At 35.8% G+C, this 20,920-nt stretch carries 21 protein-coding genes; 7 read left to right on the forward strand and 14 right to left on the reverse strand.

The genetic code is table 11. From position 1 onward, the window contains the following. Positions 1–69: 69 nt before the first annotated feature. From EKL96_RS10420 to EKL96_RS10430, 3 genes are all read right to left on the reverse strand, one after another. On the reverse strand, positions 70–2,211 hold the full coding sequence (locus tag EKL96_RS10420) for a polyribonucleotide nucleotidyltransferase (protein ID WP_126452801.1): 2,142 nt from the start codon (positions 2,209–2,211) through the stop codon (positions 70–72). Positions 2,212–2,444: 233 nt separating this feature from the next. Next, positions 2,445–2,711, reverse strand: coding sequence for a 30S ribosomal protein S15 (gene rpsO / locus EKL96_RS10425; protein WP_066079886.1), 267 nt, complete (start codon positions 2,709–2,711; stop codon positions 2,445–2,447). A 112-nt stretch (positions 2,712–2,823) separates the two neighbouring features. Next, a complete protein-coding gene (locus tag EKL96_RS10430; RefSeq protein ID WP_126461863.1) occupies positions 2,824–3,279 on the reverse strand; it encodes a GAF domain-containing protein in 456 nt (151 codons plus the stop codon). A gap of 77 nt (positions 3,280–3,356) precedes the next feature. Here EKL96_RS10430 and xrtF point away from each other — a divergent pair, with 77 nt between their 5' ends. The 7 genes from xrtF to EKL96_RS10460 all read left to right on the forward strand — a co-directional run bounded on the left by xrtF (position 3,357) and on the right by EKL96_RS10460 (position 9,133). Next, complete coding sequence (gene xrtF, locus EKL96_RS10435; RefSeq protein ID WP_126461866.1) at positions 3,357–3,902, forward strand: exosortase family protein XrtF; 546 nt, start codon at positions 3,357–3,359, stop codon at positions 3,900–3,902. Next, positions 3,883–4,326 carry an exosortase F system-associated membrane protein gene (locus tag EKL96_RS10440; RefSeq protein ID WP_126461877.1) on the forward strand — a complete coding sequence of 148 codons (444 nt, stop codon included), beginning with the start codon at positions 3,883–3,885 and terminating at the stop codon, positions 4,324–4,326. Before xrtF ends, EKL96_RS10440 begins: the two co-directional genes overlap by 20 nt. Before the next feature lie 522 nt (positions 4,327–4,848). Next, positions 4,849–5,010, forward strand: coding sequence for a hypothetical protein (locus tag EKL96_RS14215; protein ID WP_158615227.1), 162 nt, complete (start codon positions 4,849–4,851; stop codon positions 5,008–5,010). A 321-nt stretch (positions 5,011–5,331) separates the two neighbouring features. After that, positions 5,332–5,736, forward strand: coding sequence for an HYC_CC_PP family protein (locus EKL96_RS10445; protein WP_126461880.1), 405 nt, complete (start codon positions 5,332–5,334; stop codon positions 5,734–5,736). A 71-nt stretch (positions 5,737–5,807) separates the two neighbouring features. Next, positions 5,808–7,820 carry a TonB-dependent receptor plug domain-containing protein gene (locus EKL96_RS10450; protein ID WP_126461882.1) on the forward strand — a complete coding sequence of 671 codons (2,013 nt, stop codon included), beginning with the start codon at positions 5,808–5,810 and terminating at the stop codon, positions 7,818–7,820. Positions 7,821–7,835: 15 nt separating this feature from the next. Beyond that, a complete protein-coding gene (locus EKL96_RS10455; protein ID WP_317125142.1) occupies positions 7,836–8,180 on the forward strand; it encodes a metal transporter in 345 nt (114 codons plus the stop codon). A 272-nt stretch (positions 8,181–8,452) separates the two neighbouring features. Further along, complete coding sequence (locus EKL96_RS10460; protein WP_126461885.1) at positions 8,453–9,133, forward strand: DedA family protein; 681 nt, start codon at positions 8,453–8,455, stop codon at positions 9,131–9,133. Positions 9,134–9,205: 72 nt separating this feature from the next. On the opposite strand, the gene groL is transcribed toward EKL96_RS10460, so the two are convergent. The 11 genes from groL to EKL96_RS10515 form a co-directional block, all read right to left on the reverse strand. Next, positions 9,206–10,834 (reverse strand): chaperonin GroEL, encoded by a 1,629-nt coding sequence (gene groL, locus EKL96_RS10465; RefSeq protein ID WP_126452813.1) that lies wholly within the window; start codon positions 10,832–10,834, stop codon positions 9,206–9,208. Positions 10,835–10,893: 59 nt separating this feature from the next. Then, positions 10,894–11,169, reverse strand: a complete 276-nt coding sequence (gene groES / locus EKL96_RS10470; protein WP_126452815.1) for a co-chaperone GroES — start codon at positions 11,167–11,169, stop codon at positions 10,894–10,896. 140 nt (positions 11,170–11,309) lie between these two features. Further along, the gene (gene secG, locus EKL96_RS10475; protein WP_126461888.1) at positions 11,310–11,657 is read right to left on the reverse strand and encodes a preprotein translocase subunit SecG; all 348 of its coding nucleotides are present in this window, start codon (positions 11,655–11,657) and stop codon (positions 11,310–11,312) included. 3 nt (positions 11,658–11,660) lie between these two features. Then, positions 11,661–12,512: a tetratricopeptide repeat protein gene (locus EKL96_RS10480; protein WP_126461891.1), complete on the reverse strand. Its 852-nt coding sequence runs from the start codon at positions 12,510–12,512 to the stop codon at positions 11,661–11,663. A gap of 103 nt (positions 12,513–12,615) precedes the next feature. After that, a complete protein-coding gene (locus EKL96_RS10485) occupies positions 12,616–13,119 on the reverse strand; it encodes an LptE family protein (RefSeq protein ID WP_126461894.1) in 504 nt (167 codons plus the stop codon). Positions 13,120–13,210: 91 nt separating this feature from the next. Continuing rightward, entirely contained in the window at positions 13,211–14,467 is a 1,257-nt protein-coding gene (locus EKL96_RS10490) for a sigma-54 interaction domain-containing protein (RefSeq protein WP_126461897.1), read from the reverse strand. Between the two features lie 88 nt (positions 14,468–14,555). Next, entirely contained in the window at positions 14,556–16,001 is a 1,446-nt protein-coding gene (miaB, locus tag EKL96_RS10495) for a tRNA (N6-isopentenyl adenosine(37)-C2)-methylthiotransferase MiaB (RefSeq protein WP_126461900.1), read from the reverse strand. A gap of 161 nt (positions 16,002–16,162) precedes the next feature. After that, positions 16,163–16,948 carry a hypothetical protein gene (locus EKL96_RS10500; RefSeq protein ID WP_126461903.1) on the reverse strand — a complete coding sequence of 262 codons (786 nt, stop codon included), beginning with the start codon at positions 16,946–16,948 and terminating at the stop codon, positions 16,163–16,165. A 23-nt stretch (positions 16,949–16,971) separates the two neighbouring features. Further along, entirely contained in the window at positions 16,972–17,703 is a 732-nt protein-coding gene (locus tag EKL96_RS10505) for an MIP/aquaporin family protein (RefSeq protein ID WP_126461906.1), read from the reverse strand. Between the two features lie 18 nt (positions 17,704–17,721). Beyond that, positions 17,722–19,218, reverse strand: coding sequence for a glycerol kinase GlpK (gene glpK / locus EKL96_RS10510; protein WP_126461909.1), 1,497 nt, complete (start codon positions 19,216–19,218; stop codon positions 17,722–17,724). Positions 19,219–19,250: 32 nt separating this feature from the next. Next, positions 19,251–20,834 carry a glycerol-3-phosphate dehydrogenase/oxidase gene (locus EKL96_RS10515; RefSeq protein ID WP_126461912.1) on the reverse strand — a complete coding sequence of 528 codons (1,584 nt, stop codon included), beginning with the start codon at positions 20,832–20,834 and terminating at the stop codon, positions 19,251–19,253. Positions 20,835–20,920: the final 86 nt, after the last annotated feature.

The following is a 20,920-nucleotide window of genomic DNA, read 5'->3' on the forward strand; positions in this document are numbered from 1 at the left end:
CAAAAATCCCGTTTCAAATTCATGAAACGGGATTCCCTATAAATAAACCTTTAGTAAACTAAGATCTGATTACTCTTTTCTTTCCTCACGAGGAGGTCTTGGTAAAAGTGCTTTTCTGGACACTTTTTCTTTTCTGGTTTTTGGATCCAGTCCAAGGTATTTCACCATAAAGACATCGCCCATATTGACCACATCCGAAACGTTTTCAGTGCGTTCCCAAGCTAACTCGGATACGTGTAATAAAACTTCGTTTCCTGGAACAGCTGTGTATTCTACAACGGCACCAAAATCTAGCATTTTGATTACTTTCACTTCGTAAGCTTCGTTCATTTGTGGTTTGAAAGTGATGGACTCAATTTTAGCCAATACCGCTTCAATTCCGGCAGGATCTGTTCCTAGAATTTCAATAACTCCTTGCTCATTTACTTCATTGATAACGATAGTAGTTCCTGTAGATTTTTGTAATTCTTGAATCACTTTTCCACCAGGTCCAATCAATGCACCAATAAAGTTGCCAGGAATTGTTCTTGTGATGATTTTTGGAGCATACGCTTTTACATCTGCTTTTGGAGCAGCTAAAACTTCTATAATTTTTCCAAGAATATGCAAACGACCTTCACGAGCTTGAGCTAAAGCTTCTTCCATGATGTTGTACGCCAATCCTTCAATTTTTATGTCCATTTGACAAGCGGTAATTCCATCTGCGGTTCCGGTTACTTTAAAATCCATGTCTCCTAAGTGATCTTCATCACCAAGAATATCAGACAATACAGCGAATCGGCCTGTTTTTTCATCAGAAATTAATCCCATTGCAATCCCGGAAACGGGTTTGGTCATTTGAATCCCGGCATCCATAAGAGCTAATGTTCCGGCACAAACGGTTGCCATTGAAGATGAACCATTTGATTCTAATACTTCAGATACAATACGAATGGTATAAGGACAATCAGCAGGAATCATGTTTTTCAAAGCACGTTGTGCTAAGTTTCCGTGACCCACTTCTCTTCTTGAAGTTCCTCTTAATGGTTTTGCTTCACCAGTAGAAAAAGGAGGGAAGTTATAATGCAAGTAGAATTTTTCTTCGCCTTGTTGTGATGGAGAGTCAATTTGGTTTGCTTCTCTGGAAGTTCCTAAAGTAGCTGTTGCCAATGCTTGAGTTTCTCCTCTTGTAAATAAAGCAGATCCGTGAACTGAAGGTAAATAATCAACTTCAGCCCAAATTGGACGAATTTGATTTGTTTTTCTACCGTCCAGACGTGTGCCTAAATCAAGGGTTACATTACGAACGGCTTCTTTACTGGATTTAGCAAAATATTTTGAAACTAAATCACCGTTTTCAGCTAATTCTTCCTCAGTAAACAATGCTTTTACAGCTTCTTTTGCTTCCGCAAATTGAGCTGTTCTTTCGTGTTTTGCTGTTCCTTGTTTTGCAATTGCATAACATTTGTCATAAGCTGCAGCATTTACTTTTTCATAAATAGCCACATCTTCTCTTTCTTGATCGTAAGTTCGTACTTCTTTTTTACCAAAAGCAGCAACTAATCGTTCTTGAGCAGCAATTTGAATTTTGATTGCCTCGTGCGCAAATTTAATCGCTTCAACCATTTCGGCTTCTGAAATTTCTTTCATTTCTCCTTCTACCATTGCGATAGATTCTTTTGAAGCGCCAATCATCATGTCAATATCAGACAATTCTAATTGAGTACGACTTGGGTTGATGATGAAATGACCGTCAACTCTGGCTACACGAACTTCAGAAATTAAAGTTGAAAAAGGAATATCAGATAAAGATAAAGCTGCCGAAGCGGCTAAACCGGCTAATGCATCTGGCATTACGTTTTCATCATGCGACATCAATTGAATCATCACTTGCGTTTCTGCATGATAATCTTTTGGGAAAAGAGGACGCAATACACGATCCACTAAACGCATAGTTAATATTTCATTATCGCTTGGTCTTGCTTCTCTTTTAAAGAAACCACCTGGAAAACGCCCGGCGGCAGCAAATTTTTCACGATAATCTAATGTTAAGGGCAAGAAGTCAATTCCTGGGCTTGCTTTTCTGGCAGATACAACTGTTGCCAGCAACACTGCATTTCCCATTCGTACTTCTACGGCACCGTCAGCTTGTTTGGCTAATTTTCCGGTCTCGATTGAGATGCTTCTCCCATCTCCTAAATCGATAATTTCTCTTGAAACTTTTGGAATCATAATTGTATTTTCTTGATTAAACAATGGATTTTAGTTGTGTTGTAGTTATTTTGCGTAGTTAATGCTTAAAACCCAATGAAAAACGAAACTTTTTTATTTGCAAATACAAATTGGTACTTACCTTATAATGCGGTCTTAATTCTAATCCCTTTTGTGTCAGGATTATAAAATGAACTTTGGACGCGGAAATATAAAAACAAAAAGAGGCACTCTCGCGCCTCTTTACATATTGATTATTTTCTGATATTCAATACTTTGATAATTTCACGGTATCTGTTGATTTCTGTTTTCTTCAAATAATCCAACAAAGATCGTCTTTTACCTACTAGCAAGACTAATGAACGCTCTGTATTATAATCGTGACGATTTTTTTTCAAGTGCTCCGTTAAGTGGCTAATTCTGAAAGTGAACAAAGCAATTTGAGCTTCTGATTTTCCAGTGTTTGTTTTTTCTCCGTGTTTAGCGAAGATTTCTTCTTTAATCTCTTTAGTTAAATACATTCCAATATTTGTTTAATGATTTTTATGTATGCCTTACAGCTATTGTAAGACGGGTGCAAAAGTAAAAAATAATTATGAATTATGAATTATGAATTATGAATTATTTTAAATCTTAATACAATTTTGCAATTTCCTCATTCACAAAGGCTAAGAACTTTTCGTCTTCTTTTGTAAATGGATCTATGACATGGCTGTCAATATCAATTTGTCCTATGTTTTCTCCGTTTACAAAAAGGGGTACAACGATTTCTGATTTCACGGTAAAACTACAAGCAATATAATTATCTTGCGCTGCAACGTCAGGAACTACAAAGTTTTCGTTTGAAACAGCCACTTGTCCGCAAATTCCTTTTCCAAAAGGGATTACCGTATGGTCTGTTGCTGCTCCCACATAGGGTCCTAAGTGCAATGTTTTAGACTCGTGATTTGCAAAATAAAATCCTACCCAATTATAATAGGCAACAGAGTTACTAAGCAGCTCACAAATAGACAATAGTTTTTCATCTCTTGACAACGTTGTATTTAATGTGATTTCTGTTACTTTTGGTTGTAGTTCTTGAAATGTCATGTTTTTTTATTTTTATTTGTACAAAAGTATTTAAAGCCAGTTTTAAAAATTACATAAATTTGTTAAAAAAATAAATTTTGAAAAAATATTTTATTCTCTACAAGCCTTTTTTGATTTTTCTAGGTACTTTTTTTTTAACTTATATAGTGCTGACTTTTTTGTATCAGCGGTTTCTTAATGGTTTTGAAGAAAATCAAATAGATTCTGTTACCAGAATGGTAAGTGAAAATACAGAGCAAGTGCTGCAGTTATTTAATGATGAATCTTCAATTGAAGAGAGCACTGCATCTCCTTATATGAAGTTGTTTTATAACCAGAAATATGTAGCCCGAATTGTAGAAGGATGTAATGCAATTAGCGTAATTATTTTGTTTATTTCATTTGTCGTGGCCTTTTCTGGAAAACTACTAACGACGCTGCTTTTTATCTTTGGCGGAAGTCTGTTTATTTATGTATTGAATGTTTTGAGAATAGCTGTTTTAAGCGCACTTATTTTTTATTTTCCAAAACAGGAACCCTTCTTGCACGGAGTTCTTTTTCCTTTGTACATTTATAGTTTAGTTTTTGTATTGTGGTTAATTTGGGTTCGTAAATTTTCAAGATATGCTTCAAAAGATTCTTAATAACAAAGTTCGCGTACTGCAATTTCTTTTTTTTGTTGTATTACTGGTGCTTGTTCGTGCTTTTGAAAATCAGTTGTTTTATGATCCTTTTCTGGATTTCTTCAAGAAAGATTTTGCGAAGTTACCGTTGCCAAGTTTCAATGCAGTCCAATTATTTTATGGGCTATTGTTTCGTTATACATTAAATACCGCTATTTCATTGGGGATTATTTATGTGCTTTTTAAAGAAATAATGATGGTGAAATTCGCCTTTGTGCTGTATTATTTTCTTTTTATGATTTTAATGGTTGCTTTTTTCTACATCATCTATTTTATTTGGGGAAACCACAATTGGATATTGTTTTATATCCGTCGGTTTCTAATTCAGCCTATTTTTTTATTATTGTTTGTTCCTGGATTTTATTATCAGAAACAAAATAAGTAGTCTTTTTTGTTTGTCTTCAATGTCGATTTAAGTGTCTGTAAATCAAATTTCTATTGCTATTAAAACAGTGAAACATTCTGACTATATAGCCTAATTTAATTCGGATAAACTTAAAAAATCACTGATCAAATCTGGTGCTAGCATTATGGAGGTTGACGCAATTTTACAGGCTATAAAAAAGCAGATGTATGAGGGTATTTCTACAAAGGAAATCTACAAAATGGCTTTTTCATTATTGAAGAAAAAGCTGATTTTCATGTCACACGTTATAATTTAAGAGAAACAATTGGACTCTCAGGTACTGCAGTTTTTTTGAAAAATATATAGGACGAATTATTTCGCGTAGCATTATAAATCAAATTAATAATTTGACCTTACAAGGTAAATGTGTCTCGCATGAAATAGATGTGCTGGTCAAAAAAACGAAACGATCGCTATGGTCGAATATAAGTATGATACGGGTCGAGAGGTTGCTACGGATGTGAAAGTTCCGAGGTGTATTCGGTCTCGTTTTAAATCCTTTTGGATAGCGCTAAAATTCAGAAAGAAGACAGAATCTCCAAGATCCCTTATATTATTGATGCTTCAATGGGAATCAATGCACTGAATATTTTTTCTACTAATAAAAAATGGCACAAGTTACCGCTAGGAGAATGTGCTGAAATGAGTAAAATGTTTTCATGAGTTTCGGATTATGAGGAAGCCATGGAGGGGATTTATAATAATTACAGTGGGGTATCACGCCGAAGGAACACGAGAAAGAAAATTGATACAAGGGGCAAAAGGAATTAATATTCGCGGGTAATATTATCCGGTAAAAGCAAAAATTCAGGAAATAAAAAGGTTGTCAGCGCATGGTGAAAATCAGCCACTGGATGAACTCCGTATCAAAGTCCAGGAAAAATATAGTTTTGAATGTAAAGTTCCTTTGATGGGACAAGAACTTGAATTGTAGATTTTAACTTGAATTTAGCTTTTGGAGTTTGATTAAATCACTACTTTTGCATGATGAAATTCAAAGGACTGGTTAGTGTTCTTCTTGCTTTTTTCCTATTGGTTTCCAATGTAGGAGTAGCATTTAATCTGCGTTATTGCGGAAATGAAATTTCGTCTATTACTCTTAAAACTCCTGTTGAAGATCAAAAATTAGAAAAAAAATGTTGTAATGTTGTTGAAAAAAAATCAAATTGTTGCGAAGACAAAGAGGTTAATTTTCAAAAGAAGACTGATAAATTAGTCCAAAAAACAGTTTCTGCCGATACAGATTTTACATTTTCAATAAAAGAATGGAATCCTTATGTCTTTTCATTTATTTCAAATTTTCAAAACAGCCAATTTACGTCGTATTGTTTCGATACAAATGCGCCGCTTTTTTTTAAATTATACCACCAATATATTTTCTACGCGTAGCTTTTAATGTTTTAGTAGAACTTGAATCACACTTTAGTGGTTTTACATTATTCTAACATTAAAAATCAATCATGCAAAAACAAATTTCAATATTTTTATTGTTTCTTTTATGTGTTTTTAATTCTTATTCGCAAGATACTTTGCAAGAGATAAAAATACAAGGCAGCAGCAAAAGTTTAAAAAAATCGTACAAACTAACAACTAATACTACAACACTGACAAGCAAAGAATTACTGAAAGCCGCTTGTTGCAATCTGGCAGAAAGTTTCGAAACAAATCCTTCAATTGATGTTAATTTTTCGGATGCTTTGACGGGAACGAAACAAATAAAAATGCTAGGATTGACGAGTCCTTACTTGATGATTACCGAGGAAAATATTCCTTCGGTACGTGGTGCTTCTCAAGCCTACGGGTTGTCATTTACACCAGGAACTTGGGTAGAAAGTATCCAAATTACCAAAGGTGCAGGAAGTGTTGTCAATGGCTTCGAAAGTATTTCGGGACAAATTAATACCGAATTAATAAAACCAATCAGCGATATTCCATTTTTTCTAAATGTCTATGGTTCGACAGATTCTCGATTTGAATTAAATACACATTTCAATACTAAAATTTCTGATAAATGGAGCAGTAGTTTATTTGTACACGGAAATACCAGAGTTGCAAAAAACGATATGAATGACGATGGCTTTCTTGATAATCCATTAGCAAAACAAATCAATGTTTTAAATCGTTGGCAATATACCAATGCCAAAAAAGGGTGGGTGAGTTTCATCAATTTCCGATATATGAATGATCAAAAACAAACAGGAGAATTAAATTTTGATCCGGATAGAGACAGGGGAACGACAAATTATTGGGGTTCCGAAATCAATACGGAACGTTTTGATGTTTCCGCTAAATTAGGCTATGTTTTTCCTGACATGCCATATCAAAGTATTGGTTTTCAGAATGCCTTTAACAGTCACGATCAAAACTCTTATTTTGGACTAAATCAATATAATATTGAACAAAAAAGTTATTATTCGAACCTGATTTTCAATTCGATTATTAATAATACAATGCATAAATTTTCTACAGGTCTAAACTTTACCTATGATAAATACGGTGAGTTTGTCAATGTGAATGATTACAGCAGAATTGATAACTCAGTAGGTGCTTTTTTTGAATATACGTATGATAATACGGAGAATTTTAGCGTAGTTCTAGGCGGCAGAATAGATAATCACAATCGTTTAGGGACTTTTGCTACGCCAAGATTACATGTGCGATACAATCCTTGGGAGAAAGGTGTTTTGCGATTTTCAGCAGGTAGAGGGAAACGAAGTGCTAATGTTTTTGCTGAAAACCAACAGCTTTTAGCTAGTTCAAGAACTTTTGAATTTTTAGATACCAAAGGAAAAATATACGGTTTAAATCCTGAAATTGCATGGAATTATGGATTGAGTTTTATGCAGGGTTTTTTGTTTTTTGGCAAAAGTGCTGATGTTGGTTTTGATTTCTACAGAACTGATTTTCAGAACCAAGCAATTGTTGATATAATGCAAAGTCCGCAACAGGTTTTGTTTTATAACTTGAACGGAAAATCGCATGCGAATAGTTTGCAAGTAGAATTTAATTATGAACCAATAAAGCGTTTTAATTTGAGAACAGCCTACAAATACTATGATGTTCAAACGGATTATTTATCAGGAACCTATCAAAGACCACTACAGGCAAAACATCGTTTCTTTGGAAATTTAGGATTTGAAACGCAAATATTAGAAGAAGGAAAACAATGGAAGTTTGATTATACGCTTAACTGGCTCGGAAAACAACAATTACCCAATACGTCAATCAATCCTGAAGTTGACAGGCTGCCTGAATTTTCACCTTCATTTTCTGTGATGAATATACAGGTTACACGATCTTTTTCTCCAACTTTCGAAATCTATATTGGCGGAGAAAACATTGGTAATTACAAGCAGGACAATGTTATCTTGGGTAATGAAAATCCATTTGGACCTACTTTTGACGCGTCAATAGTTTATGGTCCAGTTTTTGGACAAATGTATTATGCGGGTTTACGTTTTAAAATTAAATAGGTTAAAAAAAATTAAATGATGAAAAATATAACACTAGTAATGTTACTGATTTTTGTTGGGTTTACGGTTCAGGCTCAAGAAGGGAAAAGCAAAAATGCTAAGGTTGAATTTCATGTGAGCGGGAATTGTGACATGTGCAAAAAGAGAATTGAAAAAGTGGCATTTAGTGTTTCTGGTGTGAAATCTGCCGAATGGCATATGGATTGTGGTACTTTATATCTGATTATAAACGAACAAAAAACGAATGTTCCAACAATTCAAAAAGCGATTGCGAAAGTAGGTCACGACACAGAGGGAGCCAGGGCTTTAAAGGAAGATTATGACAGTCTTCATGCTTGTTGTCAATATAAACGAAAATAATTTTAAAGAAACGCCAAAGTGAAAACTTTGGTTTTTTTAATGCCATACTTTAATTTTTTTTGAGTAAAAATTGTAGTTGTTAACTATGAAAAACGGTTATACACATAACTAAAATCAGGATTTTTATAAACAACTTTTGGCTGTAAATAATGTAAAGATAATTCTGCTACTTTAAATAGTTAATAAAACTTTAAAATAGTATCATAAATTGTGGTTGAGATATATTATCCGTACTTTCACGCACGAATAATTTTAGCATAAAACACCTTAGAATGAACGATTTTGATTGGAAGAATTTAATTGACCCACTTTTTTATATTCATTTTGATGTTAATGGAATTAAATTGGGTATTTATATAGTTTTATTTATTGTTTTTGCGGAGACGGGTCTTTTTGCAGGTTTTTTTCTGCCAGGAGATAGTTTATTGTTTTTGGCAGGAATTTACAGTCGCGAATTGATAGAGAATATTTTAGTTATCAATAACGATTTTCTAAATGTGGTTCTCTTATCCACACTTGTCGCATTGTCAGGAATTTTAGGAAACGTAGTAGGCTACTGGTTTGGTTCTAAAAGCGGGTATTATCTATACAACAAGGAAGATAGTTTTTGGTTTAAGAAAAAGTACTTGGTTCAATCAAAAGATTTTTTTGAAAAATACGGAGGTAAGGCAATTATTTTTGCTCGATTTCTTCCAATATTGAGGACTTTTGCACCAATAGTTGCCGGAATCGTTTCAATGGATAAGAAGAAGTTTATGTTTTATAATATTTTAAGTTCTTTTATTTGGTCGTTCACCCTAATTTTTGCCGGACATTATTTATATGGTTTTTTACTTGAGAATTATCAGATTGATCTAAAGGAGCATATCGAATTAATTGTATTGATTTTAGTAGGGATTACTGTTTTACCGGTAATTTATAAGTTTAGCAAAAAAGCTAAAGTTCAAGAATAAACAAATTATAACTCATAAAAAAACCGTCCCAATTTTTTATCGGGACGGTTTTTTATTTGAAAAGAATTGAGATTACATCATCCCTGGCATGCCGCCACCCATTGGGTTTCCACCACCATTATCTTCTTTAATATCAATCAAAGCACACTCAGTAGTCAATATCATTCCGGCAACTGAAGCTGCATTCTCTAAAGCTACACGAGTTACTTTTTTAGGATCAATAATTCCTGCTTTAAGCATGTCGACATATTCGTCTGTTTTTGCGTTATAACCAAAATCACCACTACCTTCAGCGACTTTTGCAACAACTACAGACCCTTCAAGACCTGCGTTTTCAACAATAGTTCTCAATGGAGACTCCACTGCACGAGATACAATTTGAATTCCGGTTGCTTCGTCAGCATTATCTGCTTTAATAGCACTAAGTGCATTTTTAGCTCTCAGTAAAGCAACTCCACCACCAGCAACAATTCCTTCTTCAACTGCAGCACGAGTAGCGTGAAGTGCGTCATCTACTCTGTCTTTTTTCTCTTTCATTTCTACTTCAGATGCAGCACCTACATAAAGTACAGCAACTCCACCAGCTAATTTAGCCAAACGTTCTTGCAACTTTTCTTTGTCATAATCAGAAGTGGTAGCTTCCATTTGACCTTTGATTTGGTTGACACGATTTTTGATCATATCCGCATCACCTGCACCACTTACAATTGTAGTATTATCTTTATCGATAGTCACTTTCTTAGCAGTACCTAACATTTCGATAGTTGTGTTTTCTAAAGTGTATCCTCTTTCTTCTGAAATTACAGTTCCACCAGTTAAAATAGCGATGTCTTCTAGCATAGCTTTTCTTCGGTCTCCAAAACCAGGCGCTTTTACAGCGGCGATTTTCAAGGCTCCACGTAATTTATTTACCACTAGTGTAGACAATGCTTCCCCATCTACGTCTTCAGCAATAATCAATAATGGTTTCCCAGATTGTGCTACAGGCTCAAGAACCGGTAATAATTCTTTTAAAGAAGAAACTTTTTTGTCATATAAAAGGATGTATGGATTTTCTAGTTCTACCTCCATTTTTTCTGAATTGGTAACAAAATAAGGAGAAAGATATCCTCTGTCAAACTGCATGCCCTCAACAACATCAACATACGTATCTGTTCCTTTAGCTTCTTCAACAGTAATAACCCCTTCTTTTCCCACTTTTGCGAAAGCAGCAGCGATTAACTCCCCAATTACTTCGTCATTGTTAGCAGAAATTGAAGCGATTTGTTTGATTTTTTCAGAATCCGTACCTACTACTTTGGCTTGTTTAGCCAAATCAGCAACAATAGCATCAACTGCTTTGTCTATCCCGCGTTTCAAATCCATAGGATTGGCTCCGGCAGCAACATTTTTCAATCCTTCTTTTACGATCGCTTGTGCCAAAACGGTTGCAGTTGTAGTTCCGTCTCCGGCTAAATCATTCGTTTTAGAGGCTACTTCTTTTACCATTTGTGCGCCCATATTTTCTAGTGGGTCTTTCAATTCAATCTCTTTTGCTACAGTTACACCATCTTTAGTAACGGTTGGTCCGCCAAAAGCTTTTCCAATAATAACATTACGACCTTTTGGCCCTAGCGTTACTTTTACTGCATTTGCCAATGCATCAACACCACGTTTTAATCCGTCACGTGCTTCTATATCAAATTTTATATCTTTTGCCATTTTAAATTTTGTTTAATGTTTATTTGAAGGGACAAGTCACGACTTGTCCGTACTTTAATTTAGATAATTGCAAGAATATCGTCTTCACGCATGATCAAATAATCTTTTCCTTCTAGTTTCAATTCAGTACCAGCATATTTTCCGTACAAAACAGAATCACCAATTTTCACTGTCATAGTGTGGTCTTTTGTTCCGTTTCCTACAGCAACAACAGTTCCTTTTTGTGGTTTTTCTTTGGCAGTATCAGGGATGAAGATTCCTGACGCCGTTTTTGTTTCAGCAGCAACGGGCTCGATAAGGACTCTGTCTGAAAGAGGTTTAATGTTTAAATCCATGATTTTATATTTTTTAGTATTCAATATTAATTAATAAAGATGAAGATTTCAGAAATTGTGCCATCTTAATCAAACTGACACATTTTCTTATAAAAAATGCCAGCTTTGACAGGCTGGCATTTAGAATATGTAGAAGTGATTTATTTTACTGGATTTGTAGCTGCAGGTGTGTTTTGAGCAGGTACTGCTATAGGAGTAGTTGTGTTTGGTGCAGCGGTTCCCATATTGTCAATGATTTTAGAATCAGTATCACTTAATGTTCCTGTAAAGCTCAAGCTTGAAAGTAATATAAGTGCGATTAATATAGTTGCTAATGTCCAAGTGCTTTTGTCTAAAAAGTCAGTTGTTTTTTGTACCCCGCCTAACATTTGAGAACCACCTATTGTAGAGGATAATCCACCACCTTTAGGGTTTTGAACCATGATTACTACGATTAATAGAAAACAAACTATAGTTATTAAAACTAAAAAAATTGAAAATGTGCTCATTGTTTAATTATTATTATGTTGTAAAATCTTAATATCCGTTATGCGGTCTGCAAAGAAACTACTTTTTTCTGGATATTTCAAAATTAATATTTCATAAGCTTGTATCGCTTTTTGATATTTTTTTTGTTCCAAGTAAACTCGGGCTAAAGTCTCGGTCATCAAGTACGAGTTATCTGGTGCATTTAGGTCTAAGGATACTGAGGAAGCAGCGCCGTGTTTTACAGGAGAAATCTTTGGACTTGTTTCTATAAATTTATTGATTAAGTCTAATTTTTTTCTTTTCTCCTCGTCCATTGGAGCATCCGGTTTTTTAGAATCCTCATTCTCTCTTTCTATAGGTTCTGTACGAGAGAGCTGTAGCCATTCTTGGAAGGAATGTTGTTCTTTTGCCGAAAAATCCAACGGTTTTCCAAGATCCATTTTTTCTGCTATTGGTATAGAATTCGTTTGGATTGGGGCGGTTGGAGAAGCTTCCTTTATTGAGGTAAGAATGGATTGTTCTAAAGGATTTAATTTGGGTTCTTTTTTTTCTTGAAACGAAATAATTTCACTTTCAACTACCGGAATGTCAAGGATTTCAAGTGCTTTTTTAGTAAAGAGACTTTTGTGAATTGAAGTAAAAACATCGGAGGTAATAAAGTCAAATAAAATGGATCTGTCCGTTGTATAAGCAGCCGTTATTTTTAAAGCACCATTGTATTTATAACTGTTCTCATTGTACAGGCCTTTTAGGTGAAGTGCTCTGGCGCTCTGAAAATAAGGAAATTCGTTTAATACTTTTTCCAAAGCTTCTGTTTGCTTTTGATGTACAACATCAGGTTTGTTAATCAAATAAGTATAATCAGTTACATTCATTTTTCAAGTGTTCAATGTTCAGTAATCAATGTTCAACAATTAGGCTTCAAGTTTTAGTATATTGCACTGAATACTAAAAACTGCCAACTGGATATTTCTTTATTTACCATTTAGCCAGAGATTCATTAAATATATCTTGTGTTATTCTTTCAAAAATATCTTTTAAAGCAGCATTCAAGGTTGCGCCTGTCAATTGTTGTTGTGCAGGATAATCAAAGAAAAAAGTAAATGGTTTTTCAAAATCATCTGTTTCTTTTTTCTTATTGGTAAAACGAACATTCACACGAATTGTCAAACGGTTTTGAGAAGCTTGCTGGTCTGCCGTTGCTGTCATAGGGCTAATTCTGTAATCAACAATTTCTCCTTCATAGGTTAAATCTGCACCATTTTGTACCAAGTTTAAATTGGTTTGATTCTGAATCAAATCTTGAAGTTCTAGTGTAAATGTCCGGTCAATTCCGGGTTCAATTAATTCAGCATTATTCTGAAAAAAGCCCACTTGAAATGTTTCAGCATCAATTTTCCCCGTCCCTGTAAAGTTGTAAACCGAGCAGCTGTTGATGCTTATTATAAGTACGGAGAGAAGTATACGTTTTAGATATTTCATTTTATTTTTTAAAAATTGCTTCGCCGGCTCACCAATGTTCGGGTCAAATATATTCATTTTCAATTAAACAAGTTGTATTTTTCGGACTACATTATAAATCAAATTGTTTGATTTTCCGGTATAAAGTTCTTTCGGAAATTCCCAATTCATCTGCAGCGGCTTTTCGTTTTCCTTTATTTTTTTCTAATGATTTCTTAATCATTTCTATTTCCTTTTGTTCCAGACGCAAGGTTTCCTCTTCTTCGACAGTTTCGGCAAAAAGATAAGTATCATCCCTTTCCTGATAATCGTTGTCATTGTTTTTTACAGCTATTAAAGTTGCTCTTGGTTCTTCTTCAAAATCAATTTCACTATCATTTTCCTTAGATCCATATATTTTCTTGATCAAGTTTTGATTTGTTTCCTGGACTTTAGAAACGCCATTCTGGATGAGTTCTAAGGTCAGTTTTTTTAAATCATTTAGATCGCTTTTCATATCAAAAAGTACTTTGTACAAAATTTCTCTTTCGGTACTAAAATCACTTTCGTTTTTTTGGTCTTTAATAACGGAAGGTAAATTGTTTCCTTGTACGGGTAAATAGGATTGTAATGTCACTGCAGATATCTCTCTGTTGGTTTCTAAAACGGATATTTGTTCCGCTACATTTCGCAATTGTCGGATGTTTCCGCTCCAACGAAATTTTTGCAATAATTGCACAGCACTTTCATCCAGTTTCAAAGGCGGCATTTTATATTTATGGGCAAAATCAGCGACGAATTTCCTAAACAATAAGTGAATATCCTCTTTTCGATCGCGCAAAGGGGGCAAAGTAATATCCACTGTACTTAAACGATAATAGAGGTCTTCACGGAATTTCCCTTTTTCGATAGCATCAAATAAATTGACATTTGTGGCCGCCACAATTCGCACATTTGTTTTTTGTACTTGTGAAGAACCTACTTTTATAAATTCACCATTTTCAAGAACACGCAACAAACGCACTTGGGTGGTCAAGGGTAATTCGCCCACTTCATCCAGAAAAATAGTTCCTCCATCAGCCACTTCAAAATAACCTTCCCGAGTTCCTGTTGCTCCGGTAAAAGCGCCTTTTTCATGCCCAAAAAGCTCACTGTCAATGGTTCCTTCTGGAATGGCGCCACAGTTTACAGCAATGTATTTTCCGTGCTTTCTGTGCGAAAGCGAATGAATAATTCTGGGAATATTTTCTTTTCCAACTCCGCTTTCTCCGGCTACCAAAACGGTAATGTCAGTAGGAGCAACTTGAATGGCTTTTTCTATCGCACGATTAAGCTTCGGGTCATTCCCGATAATCTCAAATCGTTGTTTTATGTTTTGAACTGATTCCATATTGTTATTGCGAGGCACGAAGCAATCTCATTAATAATTACTTAAATTCTTTTATTTCTAATGAATTAAAAATTAGCCACTAATTTTATTAATTCATTTCACTCAAACCAACTGCTTTCCCTTTCAAAGTGCCGCTTGTACAACTTTCAACTTTAACCAAAACAAAATCTCCTATTTTATAATCTTCTTTCGGAAAAACTACGGTAATACTTTGTGAATTTCTGCCGGAAAACTCCTCAGTCGATTTTTTCGAAACTTTTTCTACTAAAACTTCTACGGTTTGTCCAATGAATTCTTCACTGCGGAACCAAGCATGTTTTTGTTGTAAATCGACAATTTCTTGCAGTCTTCTTGCTTTTGTTTCATCGGTAACATCATCTTCCATTTTTCTTCCAGCCAAAGTTCCCGGACGTTCGGAATACGAATACATATACCCAAAATTATATTTTACATATTCCATTAAACTCAAGGTGTCTTTATGGTCTTGTTCGGTTTCTGTAGGGAAACCAGCAATCATATCCTGTGAAATGGAACCATTTGGAATAATAGTCCTGATTTTGTCAATCAAAGTCATGTACTCTTCACGCGTGTGCAAACGGTTCATTTCTTTCAGAATTCTATTGCTTCCAGATTGGACAGGCAAGTGAATGTGTTTGCAAATATTAGGATGTTTTGCAATCACGTGCAACACACTTTCATGCATATCCTGCGGATTAGAGGTTGAAAATCGAATACGCATTTTAGGAAAACCTACGGCTACCATTTCAAGGAGTTGGTCAAAGTCAACAGCAGTTGCTTTTTGCATTTTGGTAGCGTTCTCAAAATCTTTTTTTAATCCGCCGCCGTACCAAAGAAAACTATCCACATTTTGTCCCAAAAGTGTAATTTCTTTGAAACCTTTGTCCCACAAATCCTGAATTTCTTTCATTATACTTTGTGGTTCACGGCTGCGTTCGCGTCCTCTGGTAAAAGGTACCACACAAAACGTACACATATTATCGCAACCACGAGTAATTGAAACCAAAGCCGTAATTCCGTTGCTCATCAATCGAACAGGAGAAATATCGCCATAAGTTTCATCCTTCGATAAGATCACGTTAATGGCATCACGTCCTTCTTCTACTTCTTGCAAAAGGTTCGGCAAATCTTTATAGGCATCAGGACCTACAACGAGGTCAACAATTTTCTCTTCTTCCAGAAATTTACTTTTCAAACGTTCTGCCATACAGCCCAAAACGCCCACTTTCATCTTTGGATTAATGCGTTTTACGGCATTGTATTTCTCCAGACGTTTGCGAATTGTTTGCTCTGCTTTATCCCGAATAGAACAGGTATTCACCAAAACTAAATCGGCTTCTTCCAGAATTTGCGTCGTATTATATCCGTTTGAGGATAATATAGAAGCTACAATTTCACTATCCGAAAAATTCATTGCGCAACCGTAACTCTCAATAAAAAGTTTCTTCGTGTTCTCGGGTTTGTTTTCTAAAACAAGACTTTCTCCCTGCTTGCTTTCTTCTATTATCTTTTCCATTGCATATTTTCAAAGTGCAAAGATAACGCAATTGAAATAAATATGACAAGATGTCAGATTAAGAATTAACACTATTTTGGGTTTTAATTTTGGAATAACGAAAACGTTCTTTTGTTTCTAAAAGAACGTTTTCGTTATCAAACCAGGTGTTGTTGTTGTAATTAGAACAATACCACACCCAATTGAATTCGGGCAATTTTAAGGGCTGGATTCCACATGGCTACTGCGGAAACAGGAAGTTTGTAATTTAGAATGTGAATGTTTTTATACGCCCTGATTCCGGTATTTACAATATCAAAATTACTGTTGGGATCATTTGTATATAAATGGGATTCTCCGTTTAAGGCAAATCCGGCTCCTAAATAGGCCTCTAAAGTGATTTTTTGATTTTTCAATAACGGATATCCTAATTCAACATAGGTGGAATATCTGTTTTTATAATCGAGGTTATTCATTAATTCACGATCATTACCGTAAAGCAGAAAATCAGCTTCTATCCGCAAAGGAAATCGGTCAGGAAATTGATAGGATGTTCTTAAGTCAAGAATGTGCGTGGTTGTTTTTCGATCGTAATTAAAAACGGCAGGGTTTTCAATATTTGTAGTATTGAATAGGTCCCATAAGGCGATTGAAAAACCATTTTTTTTGTATTGAATGTAATAATCAATTTCTTTGTACTCGCCATCAAACCCATTCCCGCCCCAAAGACCCACGGTTAGATTTCGTTTTTTGTCCAAAGCATAATGAATGTTTCCCATGGCAGTCATGCTTCCGTTGATAACCAGTCCTCTCCAGAGGTGGCTCGTTTTTAATTCTACATCAAAATCTAGTCGGTTCGTTTTTGTGTTTGCTACAGCTGCTGGAATGGTATCGGCAACAGGAGTTTCTTGGGCATATCCAGCTAGCCCTATAATAGAGATTATAGTGGTAAAAAATAATTTTCGCATGATTTTACTTTTAAAAAAGAAGGTTAGAGAAGTAACATATATAAGGTTGCGGCCAAACAGGAACCTATTATAGGGCCAACGATAGGAACCCAGGCATATCTCCAATCGCTGCTGCCTTTTATGGGTAAAATAGCGTGTATGATTCGAGGTCCCAAATCTCTTGCAGGATTTATAGCATACCCTGTGGTTCCTCCCAAGGATAATCCTATAGCCCAAACTAAAATAGCGACCGGTAAAGCGCCAACAGTTCCAAGTCCAATTGCAGCGCCAGTATCAGAACTCATGATCAGTTCTGGACCGGCAATATAGAATATCACGAAAATTAATACAAAAGTGGCGATGATTTCACTCATTAAATTGGAGGAGTAATTCCGAATCGCGGGTCCTGTGCAAAAACAAGCAAGTTTTCCGCCTTCATCTTCTGTGGCTGCAAAATGATCTTTATGGGAAAGCCAAACTAAAAAGGCTCCTAGCATAGCTCCAATGAATTGAGCCAAGATGTAGGAAGCAACCTGTGACCAGGCAAATTTTCCTATGAGTGCCAAGCCTAAGGTGACAATAGGATTTAAATGCGCACCGCTAATCGGACCGGCAACAGCAACGCCTACAAAAACGGCAAAACCCCATGCTGTACTGATGACAATCCATCCGGAATTATTTCCTTTGGTTCCTTTAAGAACTACATTGGCAACTACGCCATTACCTAATAAAATCATTAGCATGGTACCGAGAATTTCTGCAATAAATGGAGTCATAATGTATGGTTTTAGTGATTAATTTTCTATCCAGTTTCCAGCTCGGCCTACCGCTTTATCCCAGTTTTTTACCAATTCAGTGACAGTGTCTCTGGGCATTTCGGGTGAAAATTCACGGTCTATTGTCCATTGTTTTTGTAATTCATCTACGCTGTCCCAATATCCAATAGCTAAACCGGCTAAATAAGCTGCTCCTAGGGCTGTTGTTTCTAATGTCTTTGAGCGAATCACTTTGAAATTAAAAAGATCCGATTGAAATTGCATCAATAAATTATTTGCAACTGCTCCGCCATCCACTCGTAGTTCTGTTCCTTTTTTTTCAAAATCGGCCTCCATGGCTTTTGCTAAATCATAGACTTGATACGCTATTCCTTCAAGAGTTGCTCTCGCAATGTGCGCGTTTGTGGTTCCTCTGGTTATCCCAACTATGGCTCCTCGAGCGTATTGGTCCCAGTAAGGAGCTCCTAGACCTGTTAATGCGGGAACAAAATACACACCTCCGTTGTCCGGAACGCTGGCTGCTAGTTCTTCAATTTCATGGGCAGCATCAATCATTTTAGCACCATCTCTTAGCCATTGTACGGCTGCACCACCCACAAAAACACTGCCTTCCAATGCATAAGTTGTTTTTCCGTTAATTTTCCAGGCTATGGTTGTTAATAAATTATTTTTAGAATAAACGGGCTTTTCGCCAGTATTCATTAGCATAAAACAACCGGTTCCGTACGTGTTTTTTACCATTCCGGGATTGATACACAACTGTCCAAAAAGAGCTGCTTGTTGGTCTCCTGCAACGCCTGCTATAGGGATTTTTGTAGAAAACAGCGTGGTTGAGGTTACTCCATAGACCTCACTACTTTGTTTTATTTCTGGCAATATCGATTGCGGGATATCGAATAAATTTAATAATTCCTGGTCCCATTCTAAAGTATGAATGTTTAACATCATCGTACGACTAGCATTAGAAACATCAGTCATGAACATTTTACCTCGGGTCAATTTCCAAATAAGCCAAGTGTCGACAGTTCCAAAACACAATTTTCCTTGTTCTGCTTTTTCACGAGCCCCTTCCACATTATCTAAAATCCATTTTAATTTTGTGGCAGAAAAATAAGCGTCTAAAACCAGTCCTGTTTTTTCTTTGATCATATCTCCGTGCCCTTGAGCTTTCAATGCGTCACAATATTTTGCAGTTCTCCGGTCTTGCCAAACAATGGCATTATAAATTGGAATACTGGTTTCTCTATCCCAAACAATTGTGGTTTCTCTTTGATTGGTGATGCCAATGGCGGCGATTTCTTTTCCTGAGATTCCTACTTTTGCAATAACTTCAGCGGTTACGCTCATTTGTGAGGACCAGATTTCGTTTGGATCGTGTTCTACCCATCCTGGTTTTGGGAAAATTTGTTCAAAAGATTTTTGAGACACGTTGACAATTTCTCCATCGTGGTTGAAGACAATTGCCCTGGAGGAGGTAGTTCCTTGGTCAAGGGCAAGAATTAGTTTGTTTTTCATTTTGGGTGTTTTTATGTTAATAGAGTTGTATATTATTTTACTTGAAATTCTGTTAAAAGGAAACCGTTGGCCAGAGTTCTAAATTCAGCTGTTTGAGCTTCGGCCCAAGGGGTGTCACGGCCTAATTCTTTGGCTAATAATTGAGCAACTTTTTCAGAAGAATCAATCGCTGCTCTGGCGTCTAAAAACAAAAGTCGCACGCGTCTGGCCAATACATCTTCAATGGTTCTGGCCATTTCGAAACGAATAGCCCAAGCCACTTCTGCCATGGTATAATCATAATCAGGATGTAGTTTCTCTTTTAATAAAGGCTCGTCTTCCTGTAATTTCAGTATTTTAGGAATGTCAGTTCCATAAATGTATAAATGATTCTCTCGGTCTGTTACGGAAGTTATTTTATTGCCGTGGATAGCGATGTGTTCCGTTTTACATCCTTTTTTAGGTAAATTATGGACTTTGATGGCTTTGCCAATAACGTCTTCAGCGATTTTTCGGTACGTAGTCCATTTTCCTCCGGTGATGGTGATTAATCCGGTATCCGAAACAATTATTTTATGACTTCTGGAAACTTCTTTGGTACTTTGTCCTTTTTTTTCTGGCGCTGCCAAAGGTCTTAAGCCTGCAAATACTGATAAAACATCGCCTCTTGTTGGTTTTTTCTCTAGAAATCTTTGAGCAGTTTCTAAAACGAAATCAATTTCTTGTTCCAAGGCAATTGGCTCCAGACTCGATTTTTTAACCAAAGTATCGGTGGTTCCTACCACAATTTTATCATGCCACGGCACTGCGAATAAAACGCGTCCGTCACTTGTTTTTGGAATCATTAAAGCATGTTCGCTTGGTAAGAACGATTTGTCAAAAACCAAGTGAATCCCTTGGCTTGGAACAATATATTTCTTGTATTCCAAATCATTCATTTTCATGATTGAGTTGGTAAAAACCCCGGTAGCGTTAATAACGGCAGTTCCGTTTAATTTATATTTGGTGCCGGTTTCTTTATCTTCAAATTCTACTCCCGTAACTTGGTTTTTATCGTCTTTCAATAAATTAATCACTTTCGAATAATTCAAAAGCGTAGCTCCTTTTTCAACGGCTGTTTGCGCAATGTTGATTGCCAAACGCGAATCATCAAACTGTCCGTCTTGATATACAACGCCGCTAACCAATCCTTTTTGTGTAATGGTCGGAAGCAATTCTATTGTTTTTTTTCTGGACACATATTTAGAAGAGCCTAAGCTTAATCGTCCGGCTAACATATCGTATATGGTTAATCCTACGGTATAGAAATAACCGCCCCACCAATTATAATTTGGAATCACAAAGGATTGGTTTTTCACCAAGTGACCAGCGTTTTGTGCCATTAGGCCTCTTTCTTTTAGGGCTTCGCGTACCAAAGCAATGTCTCCTTGTTCTAAATACCGAACCCCACCATGAACTAACTTTGTGCTTCGACTGGAGGTTCCTTTGGCAAAATCAATTGATTCCAACAGTATGGTTTTGAAACCTCTGCTAGCTGCGTCTAGCGCTATTCCTAATCCGTTAGCACCACCGCCAATGATAATTACATCCCAATTTTTGGTTTGTGTAAGTTGAATTAATTGTTCTGATCTTTTCATTTTATTGTTTTTATACCGTAACACAATATTTCGTTTTACAAACATAACGAAATAAATCGAAACAAAATGAAACTATTCAAAATAAC

The organism is Flavobacterium sp. LS1R10 (assembly GCF_003968825.1).
In the GTDB taxonomy this organism is placed as follows: Bacteria; Bacteroidota; Bacteroidia; order Flavobacteriales; family Flavobacteriaceae; genus Flavobacterium.

Bases quoted from the DNA above. Each gene is read 5' to 3' on its own strand.
- EKL96_RS10420 (WP_126452801.1), bottom strand. From the start codon at position 2,211: ATGATTCCAAAAGTTTCAAGAGAAATTATCGATTTAGGAGATGGGAGA.
- rpsO (WP_066079886.1), bottom strand. From the start codon at position 2,711: ATGTATTTAACTAAAGAGATTAAAGAAGAAATCTTCGCTAAACACGGA.
- EKL96_RS10430 (WP_126461863.1), bottom strand. From the start codon at position 3,279: ATGACATTTCAAGAACTACAACCAAAAGTAACAGAAATCACATTAAAT.
- EKL96_RS10440 (WP_126461877.1), top strand. From the start codon at position 3,883: ATGCTTCAAAAGATTCTTAATAACAAAGTTCGCGTACTGCAATTTCTT.
- EKL96_RS10445 (WP_126461880.1), top strand. From the start codon at position 5,332: ATGATGAAATTCAAAGGACTGGTTAGTGTTCTTCTTGCTTTTTTCCTA.
- EKL96_RS10450 (WP_126461882.1), top strand. From the start codon at position 5,808: ATGCAAAAACAAATTTCAATATTTTTATTGTTTCTTTTATGTGTTTTT.
- EKL96_RS10455 (WP_317125142.1), top strand. From the start codon at position 7,836: ATGATGAAAAATATAACACTAGTAATGTTACTGATTTTTGTTGGGTTT.
- EKL96_RS10460 (WP_126461885.1), top strand. From the start codon at position 8,453: ATGAACGATTTTGATTGGAAGAATTTAATTGACCCACTTTTTTATATT.
- groL (WP_126452813.1), bottom strand. From the start codon at position 10,834: ATGGCAAAAGATATAAAATTTGATATAGAAGCACGTGACGGATTAAAA.
- groES (WP_126452815.1), bottom strand. From the start codon at position 11,169: ATGGATTTAAACATTAAACCTCTTTCAGACAGAGTCCTTATCGAGCCC.
- secG (WP_126461888.1), bottom strand. From the start codon at position 11,657: ATGAGCACATTTTCAATTTTTTTAGTTTTAATAACTATAGTTTGTTTT.
- EKL96_RS10480 (WP_126461891.1), bottom strand. From the start codon at position 12,512: ATGAATGTAACTGATTATACTTATTTGATTAACAAACCTGATGTTGTA.
- EKL96_RS10485 (WP_126461894.1), bottom strand. From the start codon at position 13,119: ATGAAATATCTAAAACGTATACTTCTCTCCGTACTTATAATAAGCATC.
- EKL96_RS10490 (WP_126461897.1), bottom strand. From the start codon at position 14,467: ATGGAATCAGTTCAAAACATAAAACAACGATTTGAGATTATCGGGAAT.
- miaB (WP_126461900.1), bottom strand. From the start codon at position 16,001: ATGGAAAAGATAATAGAAGAAAGCAAGCAGGGAGAAAGTCTTGTTTTA.
- EKL96_RS10500 (WP_126461903.1), bottom strand. From the start codon at position 16,948: ATGCGAAAATTATTTTTTACCACTATAATCTCTATTATAGGGCTAGCT.
- EKL96_RS10505 (WP_126461906.1), bottom strand. From the start codon at position 17,703: ATGACTCCATTTATTGCAGAAATTCTCGGTACCATGCTAATGATTTTA.
- glpK (WP_126461909.1), bottom strand. From the start codon at position 19,218: ATGAAAAACAAACTAATTCTTGCCCTTGACCAAGGAACTACCTCCTCC.
- EKL96_RS10515 (WP_126461912.1), bottom strand. From the start codon at position 20,834: ATGAAAAGATCAGAACAATTAATTCAACTTACACAAACCAAAAATTGG.